The sequence below is a fragment of the Streptomyces sp. NPDC004284 genome (assembly GCF_042874035.1).
Lineage (GTDB): Bacteria > Actinomycetota > Actinomycetes > Streptomycetales > Streptomycetaceae > Streptomyces.
Genome location: NZ_JBIAMJ010000005.1, coordinates 157217 through 180038 on the forward strand (window position 1 = coordinate 157217; position 22822 = coordinate 180038).

Sequence of the window (22822 nt, forward strand, 5' to 3'; positions counted from 1 at the left end):
AAGCCCATCCCGAAGCCCGTCCCGAAGCCCGTCCCGAAGCCCGTCCCGAAGCCCGTCCCGAAGCCCGTCCCGGAGCCGGTCCCGGAGCCGGTCCCGGAGCCGGTCTCGAAGCCGGTCTCGAAGCCCATCCCGAAACCCGTCTCGAAGAGCGCTCCGAAGAGCATTCCGAAGAGCGACCCCTTCACCACGCAGCGTGATCTAACATCTGCGGAGTGCCGCGCTCATCTGTACTCCACGCTCCGCCCCTCCGCCCCCTCCTGCGCCGCTACACGGACGTCGGCGAACCCCTCTCCTGCGTCCCCGTCACCGAGGGCCTGCTCAACCGCGGCTACCGGCTCTCCACCACCCGCGGCTCCTACTTCCTGAAACAGCACCTGGACGCCCCCACCTCCGACCGGGCCACCATCACCCGCCAGCACCGCGCCACCCAGCGCCTGCACGCCCTGGGACTGCCCGTGGCCCCGCCGCTCCCCGACAGCCGGGGCCGCACGGTCGCGCTCGTCGGCGGTCACTGCTACGCCCTGCACCCCTGGGTCGACGGCCGCCACCGCCACGGCACCCAGCTCTCCACCGGCTGCTCACGGCGCCTCGGCACCCTCCTCGGCCGCGTCCACACCTGCCTGGAGCAGGTCATGGAGTCCCCGCCGCCGGGCGGCGACCACGAGAGCGCCCACCCCGAGGACACCTTCCGGGCCATCGACGAACTGCTCCGCCTCGCCCGCGCGCACCGCCCCCGCGACAACTTCGACGCGCTCGCCGCGCACCGGCTCAGGGAGCGGCGCAGACTGCTCGCCCAGCACGCCCACCACCGCCCGCCGCCCGCCTCCGCGGCCGGCTGGGTGCACGGCGACTTCCACCCGCTGAACCTGCTCTACCGGGGCGCGGAGCCCGCCGCGATCGTCGACTGGGACCGGCTGGGGGTCCGCCCCCGGGCCGAGGAGGCGGTCAGGGCCGCCGCCATCTTCTTCGTACGGCCGGAGGGACAGCTGGCCCTGGAGAAGGTACGGGCCTACGCGCGCGCGTACCGGAGGGCGACGGGCGCGGACGGCGCCGAGCTGGCGGCGGCGGCGCACCGGGTGTGGTGGGAGCGGCTCAACGACTTCTGGACGCTGCGCTGGCGCTACCAGCTGCACGACCGGAGGGCCGACCCGCAGTTCCCCGCGGTGTCGGCCCTGGCGGTCTGGTGGACGCGCGAGTACGCGGCGGTCCACGACGCCTTCGCCGGCTGACCACGCCGGAGAAGGCCGGGGAGGAGAGGACCGGTCAGCCGGTCACGGCTCCCGCGCCCGTCGTCGGGGTGTCCGGGTTGCCGTTGCCGCCGGAGGAGTCGTCGGTCGGCTGGTCCGTCGGCTGCGTCGGCGCCTCGGTCGTCGGCTGATCCGTCGACTCCGTCGGCGTGTCCGTGGACTCCGTCGGCGGGGCGGTCGTCGGCTGCGTCGGCGCCTCGGTCGTCGGCTCGCCCGTGGACCGGGTCGGCTGCTGCGTCTGCGGCGGGTTCCACGGCTGCTGGGTCGAGTCGCCGCCGGTCGTGGTGCCCTGCTCCTCGGTGTGCTCCTGGGTGGGCTCCTCCGTGGCGGTGGGCTCCTCGGAGGCGGTCGACGGGGAGTTGGTGACGGTCTTCGTCGGATTCACGCCGCCGCCACCGCCCGAGTCGCCCGCCTTGTCGATCGCGTACGCGATGCCGGCGACGATCGCGATCAGCGCGAGCGCGGCGAACAGCACCATCTTGGCCCGGTTGCCGCGGCCGCCGTTCTGCGGGCCGTACGCGTCCTGGCCGTAGCCGACGGTGCCGCCCGTGCCGCCGTCGTAGCCGTTGTACCCGCCGTCGTTCGGGTTCATCGGCGGGAGGATCGGGCCCTGCGCGGTCTCGCCGTGCATCGGGTGGCCCATCGCGGTCGTCGCGGCCAGGCCGCCGCCCTGGGCGTGCCCGCCGTCGTACATCTCGACCGGCCCGGTGTTCCACGTGCCGGTGTAGCCGCCCTGCTGCTGGAGCATCGACAGGGCGTACTGGATGAGCCCGCGCATCTCCTCGGCGCTCTGGAACCGGTCGTCCGGGTCCTTCGCGAGCGAGCGCATCACCAGGCCGTCGAGCTCCGGCGGCACGGACCCCGTCACGTCGGACGGCGGGACCGGCACGTCCTGGACGTGCTGGTACACGACGGACAGCGGGGTCTCGCCGGTGAACGGGGGACGCAGCGCGAGGAGTTCGTAGAGCAGGCAGCCCGTCGCGTACAGGTCGGAGCGGTGGTCGACCGCCTTGCCGAGGGCCTGCTCGGGGGAGAGGTACTGCGGGGTGCCCATGACCATGCCGGTCTGGGTCATCGTCGACTGCGCGCCGTGCAGGGCGCGCGCGATGCCGAAGTCCATGACCTTCACCGCACCGCTGTTGGTGATGATCACGTTCGCCGGCTTGATGTCGCGGTGCACGATGCCGTGCTGGTGCGAGTAGGCCAGCGCCTCCAGGACCCCGGAGACGATGATCAGCGCCTGCTCGGGACCCGGCGCCTCGGCGCTGAGCAGCAGGTCGCGGATGGTGCGGCCCTCGACGAGCTCCATCACGATGTACGGGACGGGCCGGCCGCCCACGAGGTCCTCGCCGGAGTCGTACACGGCGACGATCGCGTGGTGGTTGAGCCCGGCGACGGACTGCGCCTCACGGGTGAAGCGCGCCTTGGAGACCGGGTCCTCGGCGAGATCGGCGCGCAGCAGCTTGACGGCCACGGTGCGGCCGAGCCGTACGTCCTCGGCGGCGAAGACCTCCGCCATGCCGCCGCGGCCCAGACGGTGCGTCAGGCGGTAACGGCCGTCGCCGACGACGCCGCCCTCGCCCCAGGATTCCGCCGACGCCTCCGGCACACCGTTACCTGCTCCGGATTCGGGTGCCATCAGTCCTCGCCGTCGTCTGTCGTGCCGTGTCCAGTCGTCACGCTACAGGCTCCGTGCGACACCACGGTCCGAGATGGACCGGCCATCCAACCCCCTCGACGTACACCTGTGCAAATTCGACGGGTTTCATCCGGCCGTGCGGAAACGGTTCGGGGGAGCTTCCTGTGCGGAGGGTCACGGAACGGGTACCGAACCGGTGCCCGGCTTGACGTGTCACTGCCCTACGGCAGACTTGCGCCAGGAAATTCCGGATCGACGCCGCCACGCGCGCGTAGGGGGAAGCACAGATGAGCCAGGACGGCGCACAGGGCCGCTATGCGGGCGGTTCGGTCGCGGGCGGCCGGTACCAGCTGCGTGACCTTCTCGGCGAGGGCGGCATGGCGTCGGTGTACCTGGCGTACGACAGCGCCCTCGACCGGCAGGTCGCCATCAAGACGCTGCACACGGAGCTCGGCCGGGAACAGTCCTTCCGCGAGCGGTTCCGGCGCGAGGCGCAGGCCGTCGCGAAGCTGTCGCACACGAACATCGTCTCGGTCTTCGACACCGGCGAGGACACCCTCGACGGCGCCGTCATGCCGTACATCGTCATGGAGTACGTGGAGGGACAGCCGCTCGGCTCGGTCCTCGCCGCCGACGTCCAGCAGTACGGCGCGATGCCGGCCGACAAGGCGCTCAAGGTCACGGCCGACGTCCTGGCCGCCCTGGAGGTCAGCCACGAGATGGGCCTGGTCCACCGGGACATCAAGCCGGGCAACGTGATGACCACCAAGCGCGGTGTGGTCAAGGTCATGGACTTCGGCATCGCGCGGGCCATGCAGTCCGGCGTCACCTCCATGACGCAGACCGGCATGGTCGTCGGCACCCCGCAGTACCTCTCCCCCGAGCAGGCCCTCGGCCGCGCGGTGGACGCCCGCTCCGACCTCTACTCGGTCGGCATCATGCTCTTCCAGCTGCTGACGGGCCGTCTGCCCTTCGACGCCGACTCCCCGCTCGCCATCGCCTACGCGCACGTGCAGGAGGAGCCGGTCGCCCCGTCCTCCGTCAACCGCTCGGTGACCCCGGCGATGGACGCCCTCGTCGCCCGCGCCCTGCGGAAGAACCCGAACGAGCGGTTCCCCAGCGCGGCGGCGATGCGCGACGAGTGCCTGCGGGTCCTGTCCGCCGGCCAGACCGGTGCGCCGGTGATCGTCCAGGGCGGTCCGGTCAGCAGCGGCGCGGGCGTCGGCTCGGCGGTCTTCCCGCCGATCGGCCAGACCGCGCCGACGGCCCCCGGCCCCGTGCAGCAGCCGTACCTGCCGCCGACCCCGCAGCCCGGTCCGTACGGCCCGACGACCCCCGCGCCCGGCCCGGTGCCCGGCCCCTCGTACGGCTACCCGCAGCAGGCGCCCGCGCCCGTCTACCAGACCCCGGCCCCCTCGCCGTACGCCCCGACGCCCATGCCCATGCCGGCGCCCGCGCCCACGCCCGCGCCCGTCCACACCGGGGTCGGCGGCTCGGGCTCCGGCTCCGGGCGGAGCACCCGGGTGATCGTCGGCGCGATCGCCGCCGCGGCGCTCGTGATCGGCGGCCTGATCGTCGCGTTCAACATGAACAAGGACGACCCGGAGGCGGGCGGCACCGGCGGCACGCAGACGCAGCAGAGCCAGTCGGCGGCGCCCGGCCACAAGGGCCCCGACCTCACCAAGACGATCGACATCAAGAAGTGCACGCAGCCTTCGGAGTCGAGCGAGGACCCCTCGAAGTTCGAGGTCCCCAACTTCACCTACAAGAACATCCAGTCGGTGAAGGACTGCGTCCGGGCGGCCGGATGGAAGATCATGACCCAGACCCCGGTGGACGAGTCCACGTACGGCGAGGGCACGGTCCTGGAGCAGTACCCGCCGGCCGGCCAGGACATCACGGACGCGGACGCCGAGTTCACCCTCAAGATCTCGACGGGCAACCCCCCGCAGTAGTCGCACGCTCCTGCGTACGCCCCCTGCCCCCGTCCCGGATGCCGGAACTGTTCCGACATGTGACGCTGAGTTGAACATCTCGGCGCCTCGGTACGGGAGGGGGTCACCCGGTGACTCCAACACTCCGCAGGGCACGCGCACGGGCCCTCCGCCCCGCGCTCACCTGCGCGTTCACCTGCTTTTGCGCCTTGTACGGCGCGCCGGTGGGGGGTGCGGCCGTGGGGGGCGCGGGCACGGTGGTGGGCGCGGCTGTCGGGAGCGCGCCTTCCTCCGGGTACGCGCCCGTCGGGTACGCCGTCCTCGGGTACGCGTCTGTCGGGTACGCGGCCGCCTCCGGGTCCGCGCCTGTCGGGTACGTGGCCACCTCCGGGCCCGCGTCTGTCGGGTACGCGGCCGCCTCCCCGTACGCACCCGCCGGGCACTCCACCTCCGGGGGCGCGCCCGCCTGGTACGCCCCCCTCGGGCGCGCGGCCGGGCCCCCCGGCACCTCGGGGACCGGTGCGGCCCCGACGCCCGCGGCGAGTCCGACCTCCGTCGCGCCCTCGTCGACCGTGCCGCCGGACTCCCCTGCCGCCTCTGCCCCTGCCTCTGCGTCCGCGTCCGCGTCCCCGCCTCCGGGGGGCACCCGGGCGCCCGTCACCCCCGCGCCCGCGCCCACCGGCACCGGGGCGCCGTCCGCCACGGCCGCGCCGAGCGCCGAGCCCTCCGACGCCCCCGCTCCGAGCGGGTCCGCCTCCCTCGCGGGCCGGCCGGCCGGTGAGGGGCGGCCGCGCCCCGGCCGCGGCGAGTCCGCCACGGCTTCGGCGAGCGCCTCGGCGCCGTCTCCCGGCCCCGCGCGTACCAGAACTGCTACAGCCCCGCGCGGGCGCGCGACCGCCGAGGCGGTGGGCGAAGGGGTACGTGAGGAGGACCCGGTGCCGCCCGAGGCGGCGCCCGCCAGCCTGCCCGCGGCGGTGCCAGGACTGTCGGCCGAGGCCGCGCCCACCCTCGTCGACCAGCGGATTCCCGTCCTCACCCTGGGCGTGGGGCTGTCCCTGATGGGACTCGGCATCGGTTTCCTCGGGCTCCGGATGCGCCGCCGCTGAGCCCGCCCGGAGCGGCCGGGTCCCCCTTGAGTCGGACCTGACGCTTCCCTCTCAGGACGGTTGTCCGCCGAAACATACCCGGTATACATACTGAGTATGTCGATCCGCCACGGGCTGCTCGCCCTCCTCGAACGCGGCCCTCGCTACGGCTCCCAGCTCCGTACGGAGTTCGAGTCCCGCACCGGCTCCACCTGGCCGCTCAACGTCGGCCAGGTCTACACGACCCTGAACCGGCTCGAACGCGACGGCATGGTCGCCCAGGGCGGCGAGGACGCGGCCGGGCACACCCTCTACGCGATCACCGACAGCGGCCGCGCCGAGCTCAGGACCTGGTTCGAGAAGCCGGTGGACCGCACCAGCCCCGCCCGCGACGAGCTGGCCATCAAGCTCGCCATGGCCGTGGGCGCCCCCGGCGTCGACATCCGCGCCGTCATCCAGTCCCAGCGCCGGCACACCGTGAAGGCGATGCAGGACTACACCCGGCTCAAGGCGCAGGCCCTGCTCGCCGTCGAGAGCGGCGAGGCCCGGGAGCGGGACGACGTGGCCTGGCTGCTCGTCCTGGAGCAGCTGATCTTCCAGACCGAGGCGGAGGCCCGCTGGCTGGACCACTGCGAGTCCCGCCTGATCCGCCTGTCGGCGACGACCGGGACGGGGACGACGACCGGGACGGGAACTTCGACCGCCCCCGCTGGCCCCGCCGGCCCCGGGGTTCCGGCCCCGCAGGGCACCTCGGCCACCGGTACGCCCGGGGCGCGCTGACCGCACGCCCGCGCCCCGCCCGTACCTCTCACGCACCACCTTCCACCGCACACTCCCGTACCCGGCACGACCGCCGCGTACGGCCAACGGGGGGACCCCTCCTTGTCGACACCGACACAGCAGCCCGTGCTGCAACTCCAGAACCTGGCCCGCGTCCACGGCGCGGGCGCCACCGAGGTGCACGCCCTGCGCGGCATCGACCTCGCCGTGTACCCCGGCGAACTCGTCGCCGTCATGGGCCCGTCGGGCTCCGGCAAGTCCACGCTGCTCACCATCGCGGGCGGCCTGGACACCCCCAGCTCGGGCCGGGTGATCGTCGAGGGCACCGACATCACCACCGCGAACGTCAAGCAGCTCGCGGCCCTGCGCCGCCGCAGCATCGGATACGTCTTCCAGGACTACAACCTCATCCCGGCCCTGACCGCCGCCGAGAACGTCGCCCTGCCCCGCGAGCTGGACGGGACCTCCGCCCGCAAGGCGCGCGTCGAGGCCCTCGCCTCGCTGGAGGAGATGGGGCTCGGCCACCTCGCCGACCGCTTCCCCGACGAGATGTCCGGCGGCCAGCAGCAGCGGGTGGCCGTCGCCCGCGCCCTCGTCGGCGACCGCCGCCTCGTCCTCGCCGACGAGCCGACCGGCGCCCTCGACTCCGAGACCGGCGAGTCCGTGCTCGCCCTGCTCCGCTCCCGCTGCGACGCGGGCGCCGCCGGCGTCCTCGTCACCCACGAGCCGCGCTTCGCGGCCTGGGCCGACCGGGTCGTGTTCCTGCGGGACGGCGCCATCGTCGACCAGACCGTACGCAGCGAGGCCGACTCGCTCCTGTCGGGCCGGGTGGCCGAGGCGTGAAGACCTGGTTCCACTCCTGGCGGGCCGCGATCCGCATAGCCCGCCGTGACGCCTGGCGTTCCAAGGGCCGCAGCGCCCTCGTCCTCGCGATGATCGCGCTGCCCATCCTGGGCGTCAGCGCCCTCGACCTGACCTACCGCAGCTCCGAACTCTCCCCCGCCGAGCGGGTGGACCGGACGATCGGCGCGGCCGACGCCCGCTTCACGGACCCCGGTGTCGGCGGCGTCCCGGTCTTCCAGGACCCGCCCGGCGAGATGAGCACGCCGGCCAAGGACTACGAGGACGAGCCGTGGCCGAGCGGCTCCACCGATGTCACCGGGGTGATCCCCGCGGGCTCCACCGTCCTCACGGACAGCGAGGCTTCGGCCAAGCTGACGACGACCCACGGTCTGCTCCTGACCGAGGTGCGTGAGCTCAAGGCCTCCGATCCGATCGCCCGCGGCATCATGCCGCTCCTGGAGGGGCGCTACCCGGAGAAGGACGACGAGGTCATGGCGACCTCGCACTTCCTGGAGAGCAGCGGTCTGTCGGTCGGCTCGACCCTTTCCGCCCGCAACTTCGACCGCCCGTATCGGATCGTCGGCTCCTACGAACTTCCCGACTCGCTCAACACCGACCAGGTCAACGCGCTGCCGGGGGCCTTCCTCGCCCCGTACGGCAAGGCGGTCGAGAAGGCCGGACTGCCGACCCCCCAGGTCTCCGTCTCGTACCTGGTGCGCCACCCCGGTGGTTTCACGTGGAACACCGTCAAGGAGATCAACACCAAGGGCGTCACCGTCGTCTCGCGCGCGGTGCTCCTCGACCCGCCGGCCAAGTCCGAGGTCCCGCTCTTCCAGAAGGACGGCTTCGGCGGCTACGAGTCCAGCCCTGGGGCCGACGCCGCCGCGCTCGCCTCCCTGGCCACCGTCGTCGGCCTGGCGATCCTGGAGATCTGCCTCCTCGCCGGACCCGCGTTCGCGGTCGGCGCCCGCCGCTCGCGCCGCCAGCTCGGTCTGGTCGGGGCCAACGGCGGTGCCCGCAGCCACATCCGGGCCATCGTGCTGAGCGGCGGCCTCGTCATCGGCGTCGCGGCCGCCGTCACCGGCATCGTCCTCGCGCTGCTCCTCACCCTGGCGCTCCAGCCGGTCCTCGAGGAGGCCATGGGCCAGCGGTTCGGGGCCTTCGACATCCGGCCCCTCGAACTCCTCGGCATCGCGCTGCTCGCGGTCCTGACCGGCCTGCTCGCCGCGATCGTCCCGGCCTTCACCGCCTCCCGGCAGACCGTCCTCGCCTCGCTCACCGGCCGGCGCGGGATCCGCCGCAGCAGCCGGGTGCTGCCCCTGATCGGCCTGGCGGCCCTCCTCCTCGGCGGCGCGGTCGCCCTCTTCGGCTCGATGGTGTCCGAGCAGGTCACCCTCGTGGCCGCCGGCTCCGCCCTCGCCGAGCTGGGCGTCGTCGCCATGACCCCGGCCCTGGTGGGCCTGTTCGGGCGCACCGGCCGCTGGCTGCCGCTCTCCCCGCGCCTGGCGCTGCGGGACGCCGTCCGCAACCGGGGCCGTACGGCACCCGCCGTCGCCGCCGTCCTCGCCGCCGTCGCGGGCACGGTCGCCGTCTCCACGTACATGGCCAGCCGCGAGGCCCAGAACAGGGCCGCGTACGAGGCCACCCTGCCGTACGGCGTCGCCGCCGCCTTCGTCCAGGAGGAGGGAGGCCGGGACGTCCCCGCCGTCCGCGAGGCCCTCCAGCGCAACTTCCCCGTGGACGTCCGCGCCGACGTCGATCGCGTATCGGTCGGCAAGCCCGGCTGCGCGCCCTGGGGAGAGGGCGCCGGCTGCGGCCGCTACGAGGTCGTCGTGCCCCCGGCGAACGAGTGCCCGCTCAACGCGACGGCCCCGGGCGGCGGCAACCCCGCCGAGCAGTACACGCCCGAGCAGCGGCGGAAGATGCTCACCGACGACTGGCGGTGCAAGGAGTCCCCGAGCAGCGGCATGTGGATCTCCGACGGCGGCCTGGTCATCGGTGACGCCAAGCTGCTCCAGATCCTCGGCATCGACGACCCCGCGACCGTGAAGGCCCTCGCCGACGGGAAGATCGTCGCCTTCAACCGCGCCCTGGTCGACAGGAACGGCACCGTCGGGATCAAGCAGATCACCGACATCCCCGCCGCCGACAAGGCCGCCGAGCAGGGCCGCCCCGCCCCCGGCAGGATCAGCTCCCTGCCCGCCTACCAGGTGCCCGGCGACAAGAAGTCGTACGGCGTCCAGGTCCTCATGACCCCGGCCACCGCCAAGGCCGCCGGTCTCTCCACGGTGCCGATGGGCGTGTACGCCAGCACGGACCGGCTCCCGGACGGCGAGCAGCGACAGAAGCTCGACAGCGACCTCGCCAAGCTCGGCAGCAACGTCGAACTGCACCTGGAAGAAGGCTTCGTCAACGAGAACGGCATCATCCTGCTCTCGCTCGCCATCTTCGCGGGCCTGGTCACCATCGGCGCCGCCGGCATCGCCACCGGGCTCGCCCAGGCCGACGCCGAGGCCGACCTGAAGACGCTCGCCGCCGTCGGCGCCCCGCCCCGGGTCCGCCGCACCCTCAGCGGATTCCAGTGCGGAGTCGTCGCCACGATGGGCGTGGTCCTCGGCTCGGCCGCCGGGCTGCTGCCCGCCGTCGGACTCCGGCTCACCGAGGAGCGCGACCAGCTCCGCTGGTACGAGCAGAACATCGCCGAGGGCTGGAGCGCCGACACCACCCCGCCCGACGTGCCGATCGTCATCCCCTGGGAGACGCTGGCCGGACTGCTCGTCGCCGTCCCGCTCGGCGCCGCGCTCCTCGCCGCCCTGGTGACCCGCTCGCGCGGCGCACTGGCCCGGCGCGCGGCGACCTGACGGTCTTCGTTCCCGTCCTGTGCCCCTGTACGAGGGTGGATCACCTCCGTACAGGGGCACACCCTGTGATGACGCGTGTGTACGAGAGAATGGCGGCATGGAGATGCCGAGGAATGACAGGTCGCAGGAGAGCCCCCAGGTCCTCATCGTGGGACAGGACGGGATGGCCCTCGGCGGCGCTCAGGGCGACGACGAACCCCGCGAGGTCCCGGTGACGGAAATGGTCGAGCAGCCTGCGAAGGTCATGCGGATCGGCAGCATGATCAAGCAGCTTCTGGAGGAAGTACGGGCGGCCCCTCTGGACGAGGCGAGCCGCGTCAGGCTCAAGGACATCCACGCCAGCTCCGTGAAGGAACTGGAGGACGGGCTCGCGCCCGAACTGGTCGAGGAACTGGAGCGGCTCTCCCTGCCGTTCACGGACGAGGCGATCCCCTCCGAGGCGGAGCTGCGCATCGCTCAGGCGCAGCTCGTGGGCTGGCTCGAAGGCCTGTTCCACGGCATCCAGACGGCCCTGTTCGCCCAGCAGATGGCAGCCCGCGCCCAGCTGGAGCAGATGCGCCGCGCCCTCCCCCCGGGCGCCTCGCACGACGATGACGACGACCACGGCCACGGCCACGCGGTCCGCTCGGGACCGTACCTGTAGATCCCCCAGGTCGTACGGCAAGGGCCCGGCACACCAGGTGTGCCGGGCCCTTCCCCGCACTACGGGCACCGCGCGGCGGTGCTGTCGGCCACGCGCCGACGCTGTCGACCACGGCGGGGTCACGCGCCGGTGCAGGCGGTGCCGGACGCCGGTGCGGTGGTGCCGGCCACGGCGGGGTCACGCGCCGGCGCGGTGGTGCCGGATGCCGGTGGCGCCGGGTGCCGGATGCCGGGCGCCAGGCGCCGGTGCGGTTGGCGTCACGCGTCGGTGCCGGGTGCGCGTGCCGCCGGCCGCTTGGCGGCCGTCAGGCGCCCGGGGCGAGGAGCAGCACCTTGCCGACGTGGCGGCCGTCTTCCAGGGCACGGTGTCCCTCGGCGGCCTCCGCCAGGGAGAGGGTGCGGTCGACGACCGGCCGGACCGTGCCCGCGCCGATCAGCGGCCAGACGTGCTCCCGTACGGCCGCGACGATCGCAGCCTTCTCCTGTGCGGGACGGGCCCGCAGCGTGGTCGCCATGACGGCGGCGCGCTTGGCGAGCAGCGCCCCGAGGTTCAGCTCGCCCTTCACCCCGCCCTGGAGGCCGATGACGACCAGCCGGCCGTTCACGGCGAGCGCCTTCACGTTCCGCTCCAGGTACTTGGCGCCCACGATGTCCAGGATGACGTCCGCGCCCGCCCCGTCCGTCGCCTTCGCCAGCTCCTCGACGAAGTCCTGCTCGCGGTAGTCGATGAGGATGTCCGCGCCCAGCTCGGCGCAGCGCGCCAGCTTCTCGGGGCCACCGGCGGTGACCGCGACCTTCGCGCCGACCGCCTTCGCCAGCTGGATCGCCATCGTGCCGATCCCGCTCGCCCCGCCGTGCACGAGCAGCGTCTCACCGGGCCGCAGGTGCGCGATCATGAAGATGTTGGACCAGACGGTGCACGCCACCTCGGGGAGCGCGGCGGCCGTGGCCAGGTCGACGCCCTCCGGGACCGGCAGCAGCTGGCCGGCCGGGACCACGACCTTCTCCGCGTAGCCGCCGCCGGCGAGCAGCGCGCACACCTCGTCGCCGACGGCCCAGCCCGACACCCCGGGGCCGAGGGCGGCGATCCGGCCCGAGCACTCCAGGCCGGGGTACGGGGAGCTTCCCGGCGGCGGGTCGTAGAAGCCCTGGCGCTGGAGCAGATCGGCGCGGTTGACCGCGCTCGCCACCACCTCGACGAGGACCTCGCCCTCGCCGGGTACGGGATCGGGCACCTCGGCCCAGACGAGCGCCTCGGGACCACCGGGTTCCGGAATCGTGATCGCATACATGGCGGCGAGGCTACTCGTCCGGCGGCCCGGTCCCCGGGCGGACGCGGTCGCGCGGGGTCAGTCCTCGGGCGGTGTGGAGAGCGGGGTCACCGGCGCGGCGCGCACGATGGTGATCACCCGGTCGGTGAGCTGGAGCGGGCTGGCCGCGGGATCGTCGTAACCGAGCAGCCGGTGGCCGCGCAGCACGCTCACCACCAGGTCGCCGGTCTCGCGGACGTTCTTGCCGACCTCGCTCTTGGTCACCGGCCGTTCCACGAGGTCGAGGCCCGAGCCCTGCTGGATGAGGTCCTCCATCACCGTGCCGGCGCTGGGGCTGAGCACGGACAGGCCGAGCAGGCGCCCGGCGGCGCTGGCGCTGGTGATGACCGCGTCCGCGCCGGACTGGCGCAGCAGCGGCGCGTTCTCCTCCTCGCGGACCGCGGCGACGATCTTCGCGCCCTTGTTGAGCTGGCGCGCCGTCAGGGTGACGAGGACCGCCGTGTCGTCGCGCTGGGTGGCGATGACGATCTGCCGGGCCCGCTGCACCTCCGCGCGGAGCAGCACGTCGCTGCGGGTGGCATCGCCGACGACGCCGACGAATCCGTCCGCGTTCGCCGTCTCGATCACCTTGGTGGAGGGGTCGACGATGACGATCTTGTCTTTGCGGAGCCCGGTCGCGCAGAGCGTCTGGATCGCGGACCGCCCCTTCGTCCCGAAACCGACGATGACGGTGTGGTCGCGCAAGGTGGACCTCCAGCGGTTCATCCGGAACTCCTCCCGGGTCCGCTCGGTGAGGACCTCAAGAGTGGTGCCGACCAGGATGATCAGGAACAGCACGCGCAGGGGCGTGACGAGGAAGATGTTGGCGAGCCGCGCCGTGTCGCTGTACGGGACGATGTCGCCGTATCCGGTGGTGGAGAGCGTCACGGTCGCGTAGTAGACGGAGTCGAGGAAGTCGAGCGTCTCGTCGGCGTTGTCGTGGTAGCCACCGCGGTCGGCGTAGACGATGAGGACCGTCACGAGCAGCACCCCGAGCGCCATGAGCAGCCGCTTGCCGACCTGGCGCAGCGGCCGCTCGACGATCCGGCGGGGCAGCCGGACCTGGGGGCCGGAGACCCGCTCGTCCGCGTTGCGGGCCATCACGTCGCGGCTGGGAAGTTTCACGTGAAACACGCTCCTTGGGCCGGTACGGCGCCCGACGTCGGCGGCCAGGGAAGGTCGAGGACGTCCAGCTCCTGACCGGACCGGGCGCCGCCGGGCGGGACGACGGCCATGCCGTCCGCGACGGCGATGCCCCGCAGCATGGCGGGCCCGTTGTAGCGCAGCGGAGCGAGCCGGCCGCCCCGGCGGACGACCGGGACGAGCCGGGTGTCGTACGGATGCCCGTGCACGTCCTCCTGGACGGGGGCGCGGCCCCGGGAGGGGGAGGTGCCGGTCAGGGCCGCGAGGAGCGGCTCGGCGAGCGTGAGGAGCCCGGAGACGGCGGCGAGCGGGTTGCCGGGCAGGCCGACGAGGTGACGGCGGCCGTCCAGGGCCGCGAGGAGCATCGGGTGGCCGGGGCGGACCTTCACCCCGTCGACCAGGAGCGTGGCGCCCGCCTTGTCGAGCACGCGGTGGAGGTGGTCGACGGGCCCGGCGGCGGTGCCTCCGGTGGTGACGACCAGGTCGGCGGCGGAGCCGGTGACGGCCGCGTACAGCTCCTCGGCGTCGTCGCCGATCCGCCGGGTGGCGAGCACCTCGGCGCCGAGCGCCGCCAGCCAGGGGCCGAGCATCGGGCCGAGGGCGTCACGGATGAGCCCCTCGTGGGGGAGTCCGGCCGTGAGCAGCTCGTCGCCGAGGACGAGGACCTCCACCCGGGGGCGCGGCGGTACGGGGAGCTCGTCGTAACCGGCGGCCGCGGCCAGGCCCAGTACGGCGGGGGTCACGGCGGTGCCGGCGGGCAGCAGTGCGTCGCCGGAGCGGCATTCCTGGCCCCGGGGCCGGATGTCCTGTCCGGGGGCCACCTCGCGCAGGGCGTGCAGCAGAAGGCCCGCAGGGGCGGTCCCGGCCGGCTCGGCGCGGGAGTGCTCGCTGCGGATGACGGCGGTGGTCCCGGGCGGGACGGGGGCGCCGGTGGCGATCCGTACGGCCTCGCCGTCGTTCAGCGCGGCGGCCGGGGCGTGACCTGCGAGGACGGGGGTCTCCGCGCGGACGGTCCAGGGTCCCGGGCCCGGTCCGGCGACGGCCCAGCCGTCCATGGCGGAGGTGTCGAAGGAGGGCAGGTCGGTGAGGGCGAGGAGCGGCTCGGCCAGGGTTCGGCCGAGCGCCTGCCCGAGCGGGAGGCGCCGCGGCTCGCGGCCGGCCCGCGCGGTGGTCCCGGCGCGGGCGGCGGCGGCCCGGGCCTCGGGCCAGGCGGTGGCCCGGTGCGGCGGCTCGGCGTGCGCGCCGACGGCGGTTCTCGGGGCCACGGGGGCGGGCTCCTTCAGGGTCATCCGGCCTCGTCCTGCTCGGCGGCCCAGCGCTGGGCGAGCGCCGCGGCCTTGCGGGCGGCCTCGGCGACGGCCTCCGGTCCGCCCTCGCTGCCCGCGCGGGCCGCCGCGTAGCCGACCAGGAAGGTGGTCAGGGGCGCGGCGGGGCGGGCGACGCCGTGGGCGGCGTCACGGGCGAGGTCGAGCAGGAGGCCGGTGTCGACGTCCAGGTCGATGCCCAGTTCGTTCTTGACTGCGGTGATCCATTCATCCAGCACGTTCCCATGCTCCCTGATGCGGGCGCGGGCCGTGGCGATGTCCTCCCAGGTGTCGCAGTCGAAGGAGGCGAGGGGGGCCGCGGTGACCCGGGTGAGGCGGAGTTCCGCCGTGAGGAGACGCAGCGGACCGCCGGCGAGGGTGCCGCGCCGGTCCGTGGCGCGCGCCAGTTCCCGCAGGAGCGGGGCGCGGCGGTACGCGGCGACGAGCGGCTGGTCCCGTCCCTCGGCGTCGGTGAGGAGCGCGGCCTCGGCCTCGGGGGCCGCGTCGAGCGCGTCGAGGAGGCGGCGGACGGTGGCCGCGTCGAGGAAGGGAAGGTCGGCGGAGAGGACGAGGAGGACGTCGGCACCGGTCTCCCGGGCGCCGGCGCCGAGGGCGGCGAGCGGGCCGCCGCCGGGCGGGTCCTCCCTGGTCCAGTGGACGGGGCGGGCGGTCGGGCGGGGGTCGGCGACGACCACGGTCCGGCCGGCGTCGGGACAGGCCGCGAGCACCCGGTCGAGCAGGGTCCGGCCCCCGATCCGTACCCCTGGCTTGTCGGAACCGCCGAGGCGCCGGGCGGCACCCCCGGCGAGCACGACGGCGTCGTATGCGGTGGTCACCCCAGCAGTATGGGCCGCCGGGGGCCGCCGCCGACGGGCCCGTCTCCCTTGCTGAGACGGACCGGAGGGACGCGGGGGACGGCCGCGCCCTTGAATGGCCGCACCGGAGAGCGGCCACACCGGAGAGCGACCCCCGGACTAACCGCAGCAGGTGGCCACAACGAACGACCGCAGCAGGCGACCGCAACGGACGACCTCAGCAGGCGACCGCAACGGACGACCTCAGCAGGCGACCACAGCAGGTGGCCGCGACGGGCGACCGCACCGGAGGGCCGGCCGGTGCGGTCGCCTGCTGAGGTCGCCCGGTGCGGCTGTCCTGTGCGGCCGCCCGGTGCGGCCGTCCCGTGCGGCCGCCCGCCTCAGACCGTGCGGAGCAGGACGGCAGGCTGCTCGACGCAGTCCGCCACGTACCGCAGGAAGCCGCCCGCCGTGCCGCCGTCGCAGACGCGGTGGTCGAAGGTGAGCGAGAGCTGCACCACCTGACGGACCGCCAGTTCACCCTGGTGCACCCAGGGCTTGGGGATGATCCGGCCGACACCGAGCATGGCGGCCTCGGGGTGGTTGATGATCGGCGTGGAGCCGTCGACCCCGAACACCCCGTAGTTGTTGAGGGTGAACGTCCCTCCGGTCAGATCGGCCGGGGTGATCGCGCCCTGCCGGGCCGCCTCCGTCAGCCGGGCGAACTCGTCCGTCAGCGACTCGGCCGTCCGGGTGCCCGCGTCCTTGACCACCGGGACGACCAGCCCGCGCGGGGTCTGGGCGGCGAAGCCCAGGTGCACGGACGGCAGCCGGACGATCTCCCGGGCGGCGGTGTCCACCGTGGAGTTGAGCTCGGGGAACCGGGCCAGGGCGTGGACGCAGATGCGCGCGAGGAGCGCGAGCAGCGAGATCTTCGGCCCGCCGGCCGCGTTCATCGCGGCACGGGCCGCCATCAGCTCGGTCGCGTCGGCGTCGACCCAGCACGTCGCGTCGGGGATCTCCGTACGACTGCGGGACAGCTTGTCCGCCACCGCACCCCGGACCCCGCGCAGCGGAACCCGCTCACCGGCCGGTGCCGCGAGGGCCGCGGCCGCCACGGCGGGTGCGGGCGCCGGAGCGGCGGCCTGCCGCTCCCGGGCGGCGAGGGCCTGCTCCACGTCGGCCCGCAGGATCAGCCCCTCGGGCCCGGATCCGCGCACCTCCCGCAGGTCGAGGCCCCGGTCACGGGCCAGCTTCCGCACGAGCGGCGAGATGACCGGCACGGGACCCCCGTGCCCGCCGGGCGCCGCAGCCACAGCCGGAGCCGGAGCCGCGGGGGCCGAAGCCACGACCGGAGCGGGCGCGGCGACCGGGGCCGGGGCCTGCGCGACCGCCGGGTTCGCGGGCCGTACGCGACGGCGGCGGGCGGCCGGCCCGGCCGTGCCGTAGCCGACGAGCACATTGCCCGAGTACTCGGAGGAGACGGCGGAGTCGGCCGCCGTGCGGGCCGCCTCCGGGGCGGCCTCCGCGAGCTCCTCCGGCGCGCCCGTACCGCCCACGGCGACCGTCAGGAGCGGTGCGCCGACGGGCAGTTCGGTGCCCTCCTCGCCGTACCGGGCGGTGACGACGCCGCCGTACGGGCAGGGCACCTCGACCATGGCCTTGGCCGTCTCGACCTCGACGACCGGCTGGTCGATGGCGACGACGTCGCCGACGGCGACCAGCCAGCGCACGATCTCGGCCTCGGTGAGGCCCTCACCGAGGTCGGGCAGCTTGAACTCGAGCACGTGTGCCATCAACTTCCCGCCTCCCACTGCAGTCGCGCCACCGCGTCCAGGACCCGGTCCACGCCCGGCAGATGGTGCCGCTCCAGCATCGGCGGCGGGTACGGGATGTCGAAGCCCGCGACCCGCAGCACCGGCGCCTCCAGGTGGTGGAAGCAGCGCTCGGTCACGCGCGCGGCGATCTCCGCGCCGGGGCCGCCGAAGCCGGTCGACTCGTGGACGACGACCGCGCGGCCGGTGCGCCGCACCGAGGCGCAGACGGTCTCGTCGTCGAACGGCACGAGCGAGCGAAGGTCGATGACCTCCAAGTCCCAGCCCTCGGCCTGCGCGGCCTCCGCCGCCTCCAGACAGACCGGCAGCGAGGGACCGTAGGTGATCAGGGTGGCCCCGGTGCCCTGTCGCCGCACGACGGCCTTGCCGATGGGCTCGACGGGCGCGGGCGCCTCGGGGGACCAGTCGGACTTGGACCAGTAGAGCCGCTTGGGCTCCAGGAAGACGACCGGGTCGTCGGAGGCGATGGCCGCGCGCAGCAGCCCGTAGGCGTCCTCGACGGTGGCCGGGGTGACGACGTGCAGCCCCGGGGTGGCCGTGTAGTAGGCCTCGGAGGAGTCGCTGTGGTGCTCGACGCCGCCGATCCCGCCGCCGTACGGGACGCGGATGACGATCGGCATCGACATCGCGCCGCGGGTGCGGTTGCGCATCTTCGCCACGTGCGAGAGCAGCTGCTCGAACGCCGGGTAGGCGAAGGCGTCGAACTGCATCTCGACGACCGGCCGCAGCCCGTACATGGCCATGCCGACCGCCGCGCCGAGGATGCCCGCCTCGGCCAGCGGGGTGTCCGTGCAGCGTTCCTCGCCGAACTCCTCGGCGAGCCCGTCGGTGACCCGGAAGACGCCGCCGAGGGTGCCGACGTCCTCACCCATCACATGGACGGTCGGGTCCTCGGCCATCGCGTCGCGCATGGCGCGCTGGAGCGCCTGCGCCATCGTGGCGGGCTTCGCCTTCCCCGCCTTCCCTGCGGCCTTGGCCGCCGCGGGGCCGCTCGTCGCGGTCGTCATCACGCCTCACCCTCGGCTTCGAGCTCGGCGCGCAGCTGCGCCGCCTGCTCACGCAGCTGCGTGGTCTGCTCCGCGTAGACGTGGGAGAAGAGCTCCATGGGTTCGAGCACCGGGTCGGCGTTCATCCGTTCGCGCAGCTCCGCAGCCATCGTCTCGGCGGCCTCCGCCGCCGCGCGCCTGCCGTCCTCGTCGAGCAGGCCACGCTCCGTCAGTTCTCTTTCCAGCAGGAGGATCGGGTCGTGCGCCCGCCAGGCCTCGACCTCGCTCGCCTCGCGGTAGCGGGTGGCGTCGTCGGCGTTGGTGTGGGCGTCGATCCGGTAGGTGACGGCCTCGACGAGGGTGGGTCCGCCGCCGAGCCGGGCGCGGACCACGGCCTCGGTGAGCACCTGGTGGACGGCGACCGCGTCGTTCCCGTCGACGAGCCGGCCCGGCATCCCGTATCCGACGGCCTTGTGGGCGAGGGAGGGGGCCGCGGTCTGCTTGGCGAGCGGCACGGAGATCGCGAAGCCGTTGTTCTGGACGAAGAAGACCACGGGGGCCTGCCAGACGGCGGCGAAGTTCAGCGCCTCGTGGAAGTCGCCCTCGCTGGTGCCGCCGTCGCCGACCATGGCGAGGGCCACGATGTCGTCGCCCTTGAGTCGGGCGGCGTGGGCGAGACCCACGGCGTGCGGGAGCTGGGTGGCGAGCGGCGTGCAGAGCGGCGCGATGCGGTGCTCGTGCGGGTCGTACCCGGTGTGCCAGTCGCCGCGCAGCAGGGTCAGGGCCTGGACGGGGTCGAGGCCCCGGGCGACGGCCGCGAGGGTGTCGCGGTACGAGGGGAAGAGCCAGTCCCGCTCCTCCAGGACGAGGGCGGCGGCGACCTCGCACGCCTCCTGCCCGGTGGTGGACGGGTACACGGCGAGCCGGCCCTGCTTGGTCAGGGCGGTGGCCTGCGTGTTGTACCGGCGGCCGCGGACCAGCTCCGCGTAGAGCCGCAGCAGCAGCGCGGGGTCGGCGTCGGCCACGGCGTCCGTCCCGAGCACGCGCAGCGGCTCGGCGTCGGGCAGCAGCGGGGCGGGATCGGTACGCGGCTGCCATGCCGGCGGCGGAGTGGGCCGGTGGGCGGGAACGGAACCGGGTGGCTCTTGGACTGTCGAACTGCGCTGTTGCAACGAGTCCACCTCCTCGTGGGAGCGGGCATAAGACCCGAAGGCGGGTGGCGCGAGTGTGGCGCGCCTCACCTACCGATTGTTCGGTCGTGGAGGCATTTTGGCTACAGGCACCTCCAGCCTGTGGACAAACGGTTCTCCACAGCCTGGGATAAGGGCAGGTCGTCCACCGGAGAGAGGCGGGGGCATATGGCGGATGAACAAATGGCCGACGACTGGGAGCGGGTCGTCGCACCGGCTCCGACACCGGTGATCCCAGGCGCCCCGGCACGCCCTCTGGACGCCGTCGACCGCGACATCCTGCGCATCCTCCAGACGGACGGCCGCGCCTCGATCCGCTCCGTGGCCGAGCGGGTGCACGTCTCCCGCGCCAACGCGTACGCGCGGATCAACCGGCTCATAGACGACGGGGTGATCCGCGGTTTCAGCGCCCGCGTCAACCACGAGCGGGCGGGCCACGGCGCCTCCGCCTACATCACGCTCAGGATCGTCCAGAACTCCTGGCGGACCGTGCGCGAGCAGCTCCAGGCCCTGCCCGGAGCCGCGCACATCGCCCTGGTCAGCGGCGATTTCGACGTCCTGCTGCTCGTCCACACCCCGGACAACCGGACCCTGCGCGAGCTGGTGCTCACCAAGCTCCAGTCGATCCCCGAAGTGCTCTCCACCCGGACCCTGCTGGTCTTCGAGGAGACGGACCTCGACCCGGACCGCCTGGACCCGGGCCGCTGAGCCCTCAGCAGGCCACACAGGGACTCAGCCGGGCCGTACGGGGGGATCCAGCCAGGCGCACGGAGGATCGCGCCGCCCGAGGGCCAGCCGGGCTGCACGGGGGATCAGCGGCCCGTCCGAGGGCCAGCCGAGCTGTACGGGGGATTCAGCGGCCGTACGAGGGCCACAGCCGGGCACACGGGGGATCAGCGGCCCGCACGGGCCCGTACGAGGGCCAGCCCGGGTGCACAGAGGATCAGCGGGCCGCCCGCAGCCCGTCGAAGGCCAGGTGGACGACGGTCTCGGCCAGCTGCTCCCGCTCCGCCGTCGCGTCCGGATGCGGCCGGTACCACTCCACCAGCGAGTTGATCATGCCGAAGAGGAGCCGGGTCGCGAGCCGGATGTCCACATCGGCCCGCAGATCGCCCTCGGCGGCGGCGGCCTTCAGCAGATCGGCCACCTTGTGGTCGAACTCGCGGCGCCGCTCCATCGCCCACCGCTCGGTGGTGGTGTTCCCCCGCACCCGCAGCAGCAGCGTCACGTACGGCAGCTCCGCGATCAGCACCTCGACGGTGCGGCGCGTGACGTACTCGACCCGCTCGACGGCCCGGCCGCGCCCGGCGCCCGGCTCGTCGAGGATCGCGAAGAGCCCGTCGAGCGCCCGGCTGACCGCCCGCCGCAGCAGCTCCTCCTTGCCGGAGACGTGGTGGTAGATCGAGGACTTCGAGATCCCGGCCGCCTTGGACAGGTGCTCCATCGACGTGCCGTCGTAACCGCGCTCGTTGAAGACCCGCACCGCGACCGAGAGCAGCGTCTCGGGGGTGTACGTGTCGCGCTTCGCCGTGGTCATCAGGAATCCCGTCCTTCCTCGGCGTATCCCCGGCGGGCGGTGGCCAGGCTGGGCGCGTACCGCCCCGTCGGGTAGCGCTCGTGCAGCGCCGAGAGCAGGTCGCGCACGCGCGCGTGGCCCACGTTCCCGGCCCACTCCAGCGGGCCGGCGGGGTAGTTGACCCCGAGCCGCATCGCCGTGTCGACGTCCTCGGCGGTGGCGACACCCCGGTCGACGGCGTCGGCCGCGAGGTCCGCGAGCATCGCGACCGTACGGGCGACGATCATGCCGGGCACGTCGCCGATCACGGACACCTGCTTGCCGAGCGCCTGGAAGAGGCCCACGGCCTCGGCGAGGGACTCGGCCGAGGTGTGCTCGCCGGTCGACAGGACGATCCGGCTCGCGCGCGCGTAGTCCAGGGCGAGGTCGAAGTAGATGATCTCGTCGGTGTAGTACTCGAAGGCGGACTCGCCGTCGGCGAGGCAGAGCCGGGCGCCGCCGGGCAGCAGGACGTACCCGTTGCCGCCCTTGCGCCGGACCTCGATCCCGGCCTCCTCGAAGAGCCCGATCAGCGGCTCGGCGGGCCCCAGGTCACCGCGTACGGCGATCCGCCCGGGCGCCTCGGCCGGCGCCGCCGTGTGCGGCTCGGGACGCTCCGCGCCCTCCGCGTACGAGAACCAGCCGTGCCCCGACTTGCGGCCGAGCCGCCCCGACTCGACGAGCCGGCGCTGCGCGAGCGAGGGGGTGAACTTCGGGTCCTGGTGGAAGGAGTCCCAGACCGAGCGGGTGACGGCCTCGTTCACGTCCTGGCCGATGAGGTCGGTCAGCTCGAACGGGCCCATCCGGAAACCGCCGCACTCGCGCAGGGCCGCGTCGATGGTGGCGGGGTCGGCCGCGCCCTCCTCGTACACGCGGAGCGCCTCGGCGTAGAAGGGGCGGGCGACCCGGTTCACGATGAAGCCGGGGGTGTCCGCGCAGCGCACCGGCGTCTTGCCCCAGCCCTTGACCGTGGCGTACGCGCGCGTGGCGACGTCCGGGTCGGTCGCGAAGCCGCTGACGACCTCGACGAGGGGGAGCAGCGGCGCCGGGTTGAAGAAGTGCAGTCCGACGAAGCGGCCGGGCAGCCGCAGCCCTCCCGCGATGGCGGTGACGGAGAGGGAGGAGGTGTTGGTGGCGAGGACGGTGTCGTCGCCGACGATCTTCTCCAGGTCGGCGAAGAGCCGCTGCTTGACCGAGAGGTCCTCGACGATCGCCTCGACCACCATCGCGGCGTCGGCGAGCTCGGCGGGGTCCTCGGCCGCGTGCAGCCGGCCGACGGCGGCCTCCCGGGCGGCGGCGTCGAGGCGTCCCTTCTCCACGAGCCGGTCCAGGCGGGCGGTGAGGGCGGCGACGGCCTCGGCGGCCCGGCCGGGGGCGCTGTCGTAGAGGCGCACGGGGTGGCCGGCGACCAGCGCGACCTGGGCGATGCCCTGGCCCATGGTCCCGGTGCCGACGACGGCGACGGTGCGGTCCGGTCCGATGCCGGCGAGGGCGTCCTGCCCCTCGGCGGCGGTCTCACGGGTGGTCACGTCGTCGCTCCCCCTGACGGTCACGTCGGTGCTCATGTCGGCACTCATGGAAGTGATCCTCCCCGATGGGTTTTCCACAGGATCGACGGACCCCCTTGTCCCGACCGATCGTTCGGTTACTCTAACTCCGTACGCGTCTCCCTGC

Annotated in this window: 19 protein-coding genes; 8 read left to right on the forward strand and 11 right to left on the reverse strand. The window is 73.9% G+C overall.

Annotated features, from left to right (window positions below):
- Positions 1-212 precede the first annotated feature (212 nt).
- Positions 213-1229 (forward strand): phosphotransferase, encoded by a 1017-nt coding sequence (locus tag ACFYUS_RS15485; RefSeq protein WP_388851029.1) that lies wholly within the window; start codon positions 213-215, stop codon positions 1227-1229.
- A 34-nt stretch (positions 1230-1263) separates the two neighbouring features.
- Here ACFYUS_RS15485 and ACFYUS_RS15490 read toward each other — a convergent pair whose 3' ends face one another.
- The gene (locus ACFYUS_RS15490) at positions 1264-2886 is read right to left on the reverse strand and encodes a protein kinase (RefSeq protein WP_388851032.1); all 1623 of its coding nucleotides are present in this window, start codon (positions 2884-2886) and stop codon (positions 1264-1266) included.
- A gap of 287 nt (positions 2887-3173) precedes the next feature.
- Here ACFYUS_RS15490 and ACFYUS_RS15495 point away from each other — a divergent pair, with 287 nt between their 5' ends.
- Positions 3174-4841: a protein kinase gene (locus tag ACFYUS_RS15495; protein WP_388851035.1), complete on the forward strand. Its 1668-nt coding sequence runs from the start codon at positions 3174-3176 to the stop codon at positions 4839-4841.
- A gap of 103 nt (positions 4842-4944) precedes the next feature.
- Here the strand turns inward: ACFYUS_RS15495 and ACFYUS_RS15500 are convergent, their stop codons facing one another.
- Positions 4945-5637: a hypothetical protein gene (locus ACFYUS_RS15500; RefSeq protein ID WP_388851038.1), complete on the reverse strand. Its 693-nt coding sequence runs from the start codon at positions 5635-5637 to the stop codon at positions 4945-4947.
- A 118-nt stretch (positions 5638-5755) separates the two neighbouring features.
- On the opposite strand from ACFYUS_RS15500, the gene ACFYUS_RS15505 reads away from it, so the two are divergent.
- The 5 genes from ACFYUS_RS15505 (at position 5756) to ACFYUS_RS15525 (ending at position 11032) form a co-directional block, all read left to right on the forward strand.
- Positions 5756-5926, forward strand: a complete 171-nt coding sequence (locus tag ACFYUS_RS15505; protein ID WP_388851041.1) for a hypothetical protein — start codon at positions 5756-5758, stop codon at positions 5924-5926.
- A 96-nt stretch (positions 5927-6022) separates the two neighbouring features.
- Positions 6023-6685, forward strand: coding sequence for a PadR family transcriptional regulator (locus ACFYUS_RS15510; protein ID WP_388851044.1), 663 nt, complete (start codon positions 6023-6025; stop codon positions 6683-6685).
- A 102-nt stretch (positions 6686-6787) separates the two neighbouring features.
- Positions 6788-7528, forward strand: a complete 741-nt coding sequence (locus ACFYUS_RS15515) for an ABC transporter ATP-binding protein (protein ID WP_388851046.1) — start codon at positions 6788-6790, stop codon at positions 7526-7528.
- Positions 7525-10389: an FtsX-like permease family protein gene (locus ACFYUS_RS15520; protein ID WP_388851048.1), complete on the forward strand. Its 2865-nt coding sequence runs from the start codon at positions 7525-7527 to the stop codon at positions 10387-10389. Before ACFYUS_RS15515 ends, ACFYUS_RS15520 begins: the two co-directional genes overlap by 4 nt.
- A 97-nt stretch (positions 10390-10486) precedes the next feature.
- The gene (locus ACFYUS_RS15525) at positions 10487-11032 is read left to right on the forward strand and encodes a bacterial proteasome activator family protein (protein ID WP_086826813.1); all 546 of its coding nucleotides are present in this window, start codon (positions 10487-10489) and stop codon (positions 11030-11032) included.
- A 304-nt stretch (positions 11033-11336) separates the two neighbouring features.
- On the opposite strand, the gene ACFYUS_RS15530 is transcribed toward ACFYUS_RS15525, so the two are convergent.
- The 7 genes from ACFYUS_RS15530 to pdhA all read right to left on the reverse strand — a co-directional run bounded on the left by ACFYUS_RS15530 (position 11337) and on the right by pdhA (position 19584).
- A complete protein-coding gene (locus ACFYUS_RS15530) occupies positions 11337-12323 on the reverse strand; it encodes an NAD(P)H-quinone oxidoreductase (protein ID WP_388851050.1) in 987 nt (328 codons plus the stop codon).
- A gap of 57 nt (positions 12324-12380) precedes the next feature.
- Positions 12381-13442, reverse strand: coding sequence for a potassium channel family protein (locus tag ACFYUS_RS15535; protein ID WP_388851761.1), 1062 nt, complete (start codon positions 13440-13442; stop codon positions 12381-12383).
- A gap of 20 nt (positions 13443-13462) precedes the next feature.
- A complete protein-coding gene (locus ACFYUS_RS15540) occupies positions 13463-14773 on the reverse strand; it encodes a molybdopterin molybdotransferase MoeA (protein WP_388851052.1) in 1311 nt (436 codons plus the stop codon).
- A complete protein-coding gene (locus tag ACFYUS_RS15545) occupies positions 14770-15624 on the reverse strand; it encodes an NTP transferase domain-containing protein (RefSeq protein WP_388851055.1) in 855 nt (284 codons plus the stop codon). Before ACFYUS_RS15545 ends, ACFYUS_RS15540 begins: the two co-directional genes overlap by 4 nt.
- A 359-nt stretch (positions 15625-15983) precedes the next feature.
- A complete protein-coding gene (locus ACFYUS_RS15550) occupies positions 15984-17378 on the reverse strand; it encodes a dihydrolipoamide acetyltransferase family protein (protein WP_388851058.1) in 1395 nt (464 codons plus the stop codon).
- The gene (locus ACFYUS_RS15555) at positions 17378-18424 is read right to left on the reverse strand and encodes an alpha-ketoacid dehydrogenase subunit beta (protein WP_388851061.1); all 1047 of its coding nucleotides are present in this window, start codon (positions 18422-18424) and stop codon (positions 17378-17380) included. Before ACFYUS_RS15555 ends, ACFYUS_RS15550 begins: the two co-directional genes overlap by 1 nt.
- A complete protein-coding gene (pdhA, locus tag ACFYUS_RS15560; RefSeq protein ID WP_388851764.1) occupies positions 18424-19584 on the reverse strand; it encodes a pyruvate dehydrogenase (acetyl-transferring) E1 component subunit alpha in 1161 nt (386 codons plus the stop codon). The genes ACFYUS_RS15555 and pdhA overlap by 1 nt, the downstream gene beginning before the upstream one ends.
- A gap of 192 nt (positions 19585-19776) precedes the next feature.
- Between pdhA and ACFYUS_RS15565 the strand changes: the two genes are divergently transcribed.
- Entirely contained in the window at positions 19777-20301 is a 525-nt protein-coding gene (locus ACFYUS_RS15565) for an Lrp/AsnC family transcriptional regulator (RefSeq protein ID WP_388851767.1), read from the forward strand.
- Positions 20302-20536: 235 nt separating this feature from the next.
- Here the strand turns inward: ACFYUS_RS15565 and ACFYUS_RS15570 are convergent, their stop codons facing one another.
- Together ACFYUS_RS15570 and ACFYUS_RS15575 are read right to left on the reverse strand one after the other, a co-directional pair.
- Positions 20537-21130 (reverse strand): TetR/AcrR family transcriptional regulator, encoded by a 594-nt coding sequence (locus tag ACFYUS_RS15570; RefSeq protein ID WP_388851064.1) that lies wholly within the window; start codon positions 21128-21130, stop codon positions 20537-20539.
- Positions 21130-22713, reverse strand: a complete 1584-nt coding sequence (locus ACFYUS_RS15575; protein ID WP_388851771.1) for a 3-hydroxyacyl-CoA dehydrogenase — start codon at positions 22711-22713, stop codon at positions 21130-21132. Before ACFYUS_RS15575 ends, ACFYUS_RS15570 begins: the two co-directional genes overlap by 1 nt.
- Between the last annotated feature and the right edge of the window lie 109 nt (positions 22714-22822).

Coding starts and splice junctions, on each gene's coding strand:
- ACFYUS_RS15490 (WP_388851032.1), bottom strand. CDS start 2,886: ATGGCACCCGAATCCGGAGCAGGTAACGGTGTGCCGGAGGCGTCGGCG.
- ACFYUS_RS15495 (WP_388851035.1), top strand. CDS start 3,174: ATGAGCCAGGACGGCGCACAGGGCCGCTATGCGGGCGGTTCGGTCGCG.
- ACFYUS_RS15510 (WP_388851044.1), top strand. CDS start 6,023: ATGTCGATCCGCCACGGGCTGCTCGCCCTCCTCGAACGCGGCCCTCGC.
- ACFYUS_RS15525 (WP_086826813.1), top strand. CDS start 10,487: ATGGAGATGCCGAGGAATGACAGGTCGCAGGAGAGCCCCCAGGTCCTC.
- ACFYUS_RS15530 (WP_388851050.1), bottom strand. CDS start 12,323: ATGTATGCGATCACGATTCCGGAACCCGGTGGTCCCGAGGCGCTCGTC.
- ACFYUS_RS15535 (WP_388851761.1), bottom strand. CDS start 13,442: ATGGCCCGCAACGCGGACGAGCGGGTCTCCGGCCCCCAGGTCCGGCTG.
- ACFYUS_RS15540 (WP_388851052.1), bottom strand. CDS start 14,773: ATGACCCTGAAGGAGCCCGCCCCCGTGGCCCCGAGAACCGCCGTCGGC.
- ACFYUS_RS15550 (WP_388851058.1), bottom strand. CDS start 17,378: ATGGCACACGTGCTCGAGTTCAAGCTGCCCGACCTCGGTGAGGGCCTC.
- ACFYUS_RS15555 (WP_388851061.1), bottom strand. CDS start 18,424: ATGACGACCGCGACGAGCGGCCCCGCGGCGGCCAAGGCCGCAGGGAAG.
- ACFYUS_RS15565 (WP_388851767.1), top strand. CDS start 19,777: ATGGCCGACGACTGGGAGCGGGTCGTCGCACCGGCTCCGACACCGGTG.
- ACFYUS_RS15570 (WP_388851064.1), bottom strand. CDS start 21,130: ATGACCACGGCGAAGCGCGACACGTACACCCCCGAGACGCTGCTCTCG.
- ACFYUS_RS15575 (WP_388851771.1), bottom strand. CDS start 22,713: ATGAGCACCGACGTGACCGTCAGGGGGAGCGACGACGTGACCACCCGT.